General features: G+C 51.3%; 7 protein-coding genes. 1 reads left to right on the top strand and 6 read right to left on the bottom strand.

Features of this window, described 5'->3' with window-relative positions; genetic code table 11:
* The 5 genes from GX117_10545 to GX117_10525 form a co-directional block, all read right to left on the bottom strand.
* Positions 1 to 540, bottom strand: a 540-nt coding sequence (locus GX117_10545; protein ID NLO33777.1) for a hypothetical protein, incomplete at its 3' end; no start/stop codon positions are given.
* 12 nt (positions 541 to 552) lie between these two features.
* A complete protein-coding gene (locus GX117_10540; protein NLO33776.1) occupies positions 553 to 1,608 on the bottom strand; it encodes a hypothetical protein in 1,056 nt (351 codons plus the stop codon).
* 4 nt (positions 1,609 to 1,612) lie between these two features.
* Positions 1,613 to 2,443, bottom strand: a complete 831-nt coding sequence (locus GX117_10535) for an ABC transporter permease subunit (protein ID NLO33775.1) — start codon at positions 2,441 to 2,443, stop codon at positions 1,613 to 1,615.
* The gene (locus tag GX117_10530) at positions 2,440 to 3,177 is read right to left on the bottom strand and encodes an ATP-binding cassette domain-containing protein (protein NLO33774.1); all 738 of its coding nucleotides are present in this window, start codon (positions 3,175 to 3,177) and stop codon (positions 2,440 to 2,442) included. The genes GX117_10535 and GX117_10530 overlap by 4 nt, the downstream gene beginning before the upstream one ends.
* 334 nt (positions 3,178 to 3,511) lie before the next feature.
* Positions 3,512 to 4,000, bottom strand: coding sequence for a hypothetical protein (locus GX117_10525; protein ID NLO33773.1), 489 nt, complete (start codon positions 3,998 to 4,000; stop codon positions 3,512 to 3,514).
* A 405-nt stretch (positions 4,001 to 4,405) separates the two neighbouring features.
* On the opposite strand from GX117_10525, the gene GX117_10520 reads away from it, so the two are divergent.
* Positions 4,406 to 6,256, top strand: a complete 1,851-nt coding sequence (locus GX117_10520) for a hypothetical protein (GenBank protein ID NLO33772.1) — start codon at positions 4,406 to 4,408, stop codon at positions 6,254 to 6,256.
* Positions 6,257 to 6,426: 170 nt separating this feature from the next.
* Here GX117_10520 and GX117_10515 read toward each other — a convergent pair.
* A partial coding sequence (locus GX117_10515; GenBank protein ID NLO33771.1) for a glycerophosphodiester phosphodiesterase occupies positions 6,427 to 6,696 on the bottom strand: 270 nt, incomplete at its 5' end.

Genomic DNA, 6,696 nt, shown 5'->3' with positions numbered 1-6,696 from the left:
GAACAGAATAGAGATCCAAGCAATGGTGCGTTCTTGCAGTGCGTTCAAGAGTAAGGGTTGTGCTTCTCGGCCCGTTGGCCGCATGGCAATCAAATCTTTACTTTCGGAAAGCCAAGCAAAAGAATTCAGCAAGAAGTTGAGGTGTCCGGGCACGATAAGGCTGCCGTTAGAAGCGAAGTCTGCATCGCCTACAATAAGGATCCGTCCGTCAGAACGGCCTTGGGGGTTGTCGCTTGGATTCACAGGAAGTACGGCGGCAACAGCGATGGGCACGGGTCCTTTCCGTTCGCCCTCATCCCATTTTGCCTGCCGTGTTTGCAGCAATTTTTCGATGTCCCTTTCCGCCCAATAATCCGGTGTGCTCCGCAGCAATTCCACGGCTGCCACCTGTTCCGGCATCGATTCTGTCAGAGAAACACTGCGCACTGATTGAAGCAAGAGACTTTGGTCAAAGCTTCGTGTCACGGGATGGCTAAGACTGAAGCAGCCTCTATAGGCGCCCACTTCCTCATCCAGCTTCTCGAAGGGCGCGTCATTCACAGTCAATTCCATTTACAACGGCGTATTCGAAGCGTCTGTGCAAAGGAGATCAGTACCGATAACAATGCCGAAGGTCTCTTCAAAAAAAGCAAAGATACGGTCGGCAACACCTTGTCCCGCTGTGGTTGCGCGCCAGGGTTCAATCAACACTAAGAGACGGCCGCCCCGTTGCATGAACAATTTCAGTTGCTCAATTTCGACGGGGTGAAAATCCATTAAAGGATTATTGATGACAATGATATCGGCATCCATGGGAATTTCGGGATCGCTGATTTTTATTGCCAAAGGTAAGGGGATATAGGATTCGCCGTGGAGCAGGTTGCCCAACATGCTGCCTCCTTGTTGCGGATCTTCATCCATGAGGCTGCGTTCTTGGTGTCCGGTCATAAAGTAGACCATGGACTCTTTTTCTCGGAGCACATTGATCAGGGAGTTGGTAAAGTCCCGCTCTTCCAAGCGGGGACTGCCGCCGCTCAAGGTGATGACACGCTGCCGGTCGCCGCTTTTTAAGACAATGGTTCCCTGCACGGAAATATGGGTGACCCTCATCGCTTCCAGATGGGCACGGTCTAGGGAGGGATCGAGGAGTTCCACCTTTAAAAGGGGCGTATAGCGCTGGCATTGCTCCAAAAAACGAAGGGTTTTATCGCGGGCAATGGCAACGAGTTCATCATCGATTAATTGGAAAAAGCAATAGACAGTCACTTCCGTGTTCATGGCTTGCAGCACCTGAATGGTCTGGGGCGCCAATGAGCGGCGGCCCTCACTGGTAAGATCCCAGGAAGCTTGCCACGAGGAAAGGAAGAGATAGAGCACAATACAGATGCCCAGGAAAATGGTGCTGCTGAAAAGGATGCCGATGCCGCCTGTGCTTCGGTCTTCCAAAAGGGAACGGCCCGGCAGACTCAAGAGGAGCAGGATCAGCCATCCCAAGCCTAAGACTAAAGCGGTGACAAGGGGTGCCAAAACCGGCACGGAAAAGAATTCTTGTGTCCATACCAGTAAATTCAGAGAGACGGCTAAGGCGATAAGTCCAAACCAGCCGAAGAAATTTCGCATTGCTTTCATACGGTCAGGACCTCCAATTCCTGCTCTCAAATACACGGAAACTTAAGAATAAAAAGAAGGCGCTGAAAAGAACATAATAGCCAATGTCTTTGGGGTAGACCACGCCCAGCGCCATTTCGCCTGCGTGTGTATCGACGGGTAATTCCAAGATCAGACCGCGGATCACGGCATAGAGCGCGCCGATGACACTGCGCAACAGTTCAGGCCAAGCTGATGGGGCCGGGTTGACAGCGGGCATATGTTCGCCCAGATTACCTGCCACATAGAATAGAAGACTGAGCCCGAAAGTGGTTGTGCCCGCCGTTATTTGGCTGCGCGTGATGGTGGAGATAAAGAGTCCCAGACTGACGAAGGCGGCGCCCATGAGAAAGACGGAGAGGAGCCCGAAAATCAGAATGGCTGGTTCCACATGGGCGAAGCGGCCCAGCAATGCCAAATGAACGCCCGTCACACAGAGCATGACAAGGAGCATGGCGAGTCCTGCGAGGTACTTGCCGAAAATAATGTCGCGATCGCGTAGGGGCCATGTCCATAAGAGTTCCATGGTGCCGCTCTTTTTTTCTTCCGCAATCATGCGCATCGTAATGAGCGGACTTAGAAACATGAAGAGCATGCCGCAAAAGACGAGGTAGGGGCTTAATAAAGTTTCGCCTAGATCGGGAACTGTGTTGTAGCCGTAATCGGTGGGCGAAATGGACATTTTCGCGTAGCTGATCAATGAAAGCGTAAAAGCGATACCGGATATAACGGCAAACATACCGGTCACAACATAGCCTACGGGCGTGAGGAAATAGCCGGTAAATTCTCTGCGGAAAACAGCGAGGATACGATTCATGAGCGCACCTCCCCAACAATGGAATCGGTACTGACTGCGGTCATAAAGGCTTCTTCAAGGCTGCGTTGACCCGAGGCAGTAAAGCGGTCCATACTTTCCTGCGCCACAATATGACCCCGATTAATAATGATGACGCGGTCGCAAACCATATTGACTTCAGGCAAGATATGGGTGCTTAACAGGACGGTATGCTCCTTGCCTAAGGCTTTGATTAGATTGCGGATTTCCACGATTTGTGCGGGATCCAAGCCTGCGGTGGGCTCATCCAAGATCAACACAGGCGGACTGCCCAACAAGGCCTGCGCCAGACCGACCCGCTGCCGGTAACCCTTCGACAAATTGCGTAACATGCGCCGGATCATAGGTTCCAGGCCACAATGGGCCATCACCCGTTCCACTTCTTCATTACGCTGTTTTTTTCGTAATCCTTTCACGGTGGCGGCAAAATTTAAAAAGCCGCGAACAGTCATATCATCGTAGAGGGGCACATGTTCAGGCATATACCCGATTTTACGTTTTACTTCCAAGGGATTTTCATGCACTTCAATACCGTCAATGTGGGCGGTTCCTTTTCCCGCAGGAAAAAAGCCTGTTAAAATACGCATTGCCGTACTCTTACCGGCGCCGTTAGGGCCTAAAAAACCGACCACTTCGTTTTTGCCTGCTGTAAAGGAGGCATTTTGAAGTGCGCCTACAAGGCCAAAATATTTGGTGAGTCCTTTTGCTTCTATCATGGTGTTCTTTCCGGAAAAAGCGCCGTTCCCTTATCGAAAATAACGCCTCGTGGATGGGTATTGCGCACTACACTGCTGCACGCCGCTAGCGGCGTATCCTCATATGCGGCCACGGCGGCACAGTCCACTGAAGGAGCGGTTACTGTGACACGGTATTATCTTCCATACAAGGCGAAGTTCTGGAAAAACATTGTAACGTAACCATTCAGCGAAGCCCAAATAAATTCGGAATACACGGCTTTAGTGGGCCTTTACTTTTCACGGAGAGAAGGGTTTATGGGCGGGTTGAGGGGCTCATCGCATAGAAGAGAAAGGCGGGGTGGGAAGGAGTGGGTTATTCTACGCTGGGTTTCGGCGACTCCTCCTCTTTGATACGATCAATAAGCTTCGACACAGAGTCTTCCTTCACTTTCGAGTGGTAGATACCGTCAACGACAACGATCGGCCCCATGTCGCACATCCCTTGGCAGTTGGTGGTTTCTAAAAAGACTTGACCGTCAGCAGAGGCAGAGCCCGCCTTAACCTTAAATTGTTCTTCCAGCTTCTTTAATACCAAAACGCTGCCATTGGCATGGCACGTTGATCCGGTGCAAACACAGACATGATGTCGTCCCCGGGGTTCCAGCGTGAAGGAGGGGTAATAGGAAGCGGCTTCATAGATATCTTCCATAGAGCGGCCGGTAAGTTCACCCACTTTACGGAGTACCGGTTCCGGGAGATAGCCGAAGCTGGTTTGAATTTCTTCCAATACGGCAACAAATCCATCGCAGGTGGAATAATGTCTGTCGAGGATCAGGCGAATTTCTCGTTCATCAAATTGCATGGCTGCCCCTATCCTATTTTTATGGTCTGCTTGTTTTCTGTCTGCGTCCGCTATCGGTGCTGCGGGCAAGGTCGTCGAATTGTGATTCCTGCATGAATGTAATGGAACAGGACTTCTGTTTATGAAACAAGAAAAAAGCCGGAGATATTCTTGAACAACTCAAATAGCGAAGAATTGGTCGCACAGAAAGTGAACCGGAACGTGTTGGAATCAAAAATGGATCGCAACGGCTGCTAACAAGTACTGTCTTTCGTTGCGCCACCTAAGAACACCTATCGCTCAGAAGATTTTGTTGATCGCCGTGTATATGATAAGGTAAATCGGATAGGCACACAGAGAAATGTTTCTCCTGTGAAAGAGCAACTGTATCAACGCGCCTCAACTCAACCGATAGGAGTATGATCCATGTATCGCTTCTTTATTTTTAGTCTCTTGTGTTTTGGGGCGCCCGGCGCGCTCTTCGCACAGATGGAGGCGGGCGGTGACCTGCAAGCACGCATTAACCTCGTCTTTCAACGCTTCCAAGAGCAGACAGAACCTTCCTTCTCTGACGACTTCATTCTCGCTGATGTAAAGTTGGACCCTCAGTATCCCCGGCGTTTTGATGAGTTCAGCGGCGATATATCCGGGCGATATGTGGGGGCTGTGGCGGAAATGGCGAAGGATCCCGACGAAATTGCGCGGCTGCACAGGCTGGTGTCGGCCCTTTTGCAGCACCAGCGGGAAGATGGTCGCTTCGGCGCGGCGTCTTTATCTTTCGACGCGGCACAGATAGGGCCGGCGCAAATGGCCTTACTGTGGGGCAACGGCCGGCTCCTGACGGGCCTGCTCGAATACCAGCGTCGTTTTCCCGATAAAGAAGAAGTCTTAGATGCCTCGTTGCGTTTGGGAGATTTCCTCTTACATGTTTTTCAAGATTGTTCGACGCCCGAAGTCCGTGAGCGGGTCAAGGGCAAGGCTGCCAATGGTTTCATTTGTTTCACCCAACTCAATGAAGGATTGGAACTGCTTGCCCGTGCTTCAGGTGATATGAAATATCGAGATGCAGCACGGCAGATGGAAAGCTTCTGGGAAGAACGGGGCGTGCAGCATACCCACGGCTATCTGACGACGCTGCGCGGTCATATGCTGATTTACGAAAGTACGAGAGAACAGGCGCTTTTAGACGCTGTGGAGACGCGCTTCAAAGATATGGTAGATGCAGGAGCGGTGAAGGTCAACGGCGGGCTGCTCGAGTTTTTCGACGATACGTACAACCGCGACGAAGGCTGCAGTGAGGCTGATTTCGTGCGCTTGTGCTTGCAGCTCTATCAGGCTACAGGCAAAGAGGATTATGGAGCGCGTGCAGAAAAATGTCTGTATAACAGCTTGTATGGCAGCCAATTCGAGACCGGCGATTTCGGGCACCGCTGCTTCGACGCTTACGGCTATGTACCTCATCCGGGGGCGGCACGGGCTTGGTGGTGCTGCACCATGCACGGACTGCGCGCCTTCCGCGACGTGTTAGATCACGTGGTGACTGTCGTGCCATCTGAGCCGAAAGAAGTGTCGGCACCGGAAGTACGTGTTCATCTGTTCAGCGAAGGCTTCTGGGGTAGCGATAATTTTAAATTTCACATGGAGCCTTTACACACATCAGAACTTGCTTATCGAATGGTTGTCTCTGCGACACCGGAAACACCCCTTACCGTGGGGATTCGCTTCCCTAGCTGGGCGCATTCCATGGCGTGTAAAGTTGTTGCTGGGGAAGCATCGATGCAGGACACGAAAAAGGATATTGTTCGGGAGCAGTCGGGCGAAAAAGAAAGCGCTGAAGATGGATGGTATTATACGACGCAACGGATCTGGAAAGCGGGTGATACGATGGAAATACGCTTGCTCTGCAACCTCCGTTTTGTCGCACGCGATAACAGCGCGATCCGTATCAAGGACTTGGGCGAAGATGCCATTCAAGAAGCGGCGATTTTTTACGGCCCTTGGCTTTTGGGAGTCAACGCCCACACCAACCCCATGTTCCATGGGGAGCCCTATGGAGACAATGTATTGCTCATCTCTGAGAGAGAGGCATTGAAGCCGGCGGTCTTTTACGAGGCGGAAGCCGATCCATTAGCCAACGGTCCCAAGCTCAAGCTGCCCTATGAGCATGGCGGCTTTCCCGGAACCTACTCGGTTATTTTAGAAGGGGTAGGCGAACAGGCAACGCATCCACAAACGACGGTCAGCTATTGGCATCGTATAAAACGCCTCGTCGAGTGATCGAGATAGCGCAAATCTGTACGCCTTTCCTTTTAGCGGACAAGGAAAAATAGAATGGATGTTTATTTTGCGTCGTTGGGATTGTGCTCACGCCATTGGTCGACGCAAGAGACAAAGCGTTTAGGCTCATCGGTTGCATACCAGCGGATACCGACATCGAGTAAGCTTGCTTATCTTGTGCAATCCAATTCAAAAGGCAGCACTTCAAGATCTATGTTGGCTTCATTTGCGATTTCGAGGGCCTCCTTCAAGAAAGCTTCTTCCATCAAGTAGCTGATGCCTTCGTCTTTTTCCGGAGCGGCATGCAAATGAAGTTGATCCTGATCCAATCCTTTGAACCCGTCTTCGTGGGCTTTACGGAATTTCTTGTGGATATCGGGAACTTTCACGCCGATCCAGAGCATGGTACGCAGTCCGGGAACGGCTTCATGCATGGTTTG

Source organism: Candidatus Hydrogenedentota bacterium (assembly GCA_012523015.1).
GTDB lineage: Bacteria > Hydrogenedentota > Hydrogenedentia > Hydrogenedentales > CAITNO01 > JAAYBJ01.
The sequence above is the reverse complement of the archived record's forward strand: the minus strand, read 5'-3'. Positions and strand labels throughout refer to the sequence as shown.

Coding starts and splice junctions, on each gene's coding strand:
- GX117_10540 (NLO33776.1), bottom strand. CDS start 1,608: ATGAAAGCAATGCGAAATTTCTTCGGCTGGTTTGGACTTATCGCCTTA.
- GX117_10535 (NLO33775.1), bottom strand. CDS start 2,443: ATGAATCGTATCCTCGCTGTTTTCCGCAGAGAATTTACCGGCTATTTC.
- GX117_10520 (NLO33772.1), top strand. CDS start 4,406: ATGTATCGCTTCTTTATTTTTAGTCTCTTGTGTTTTGGGGCGCCCGGC.
- GX117_10525 (NLO33773.1), bottom strand. CDS start 4,000: ATGCAATTTGATGAACGAGAAATTCGCCTGATCCTCGACAGACATTAT.
- GX117_10530 (NLO33774.1), bottom strand. CDS start 3,177: ATGATAGAAGCAAAAGGACTCACCAAATATTTTGGCCTTGTAGGCGCA.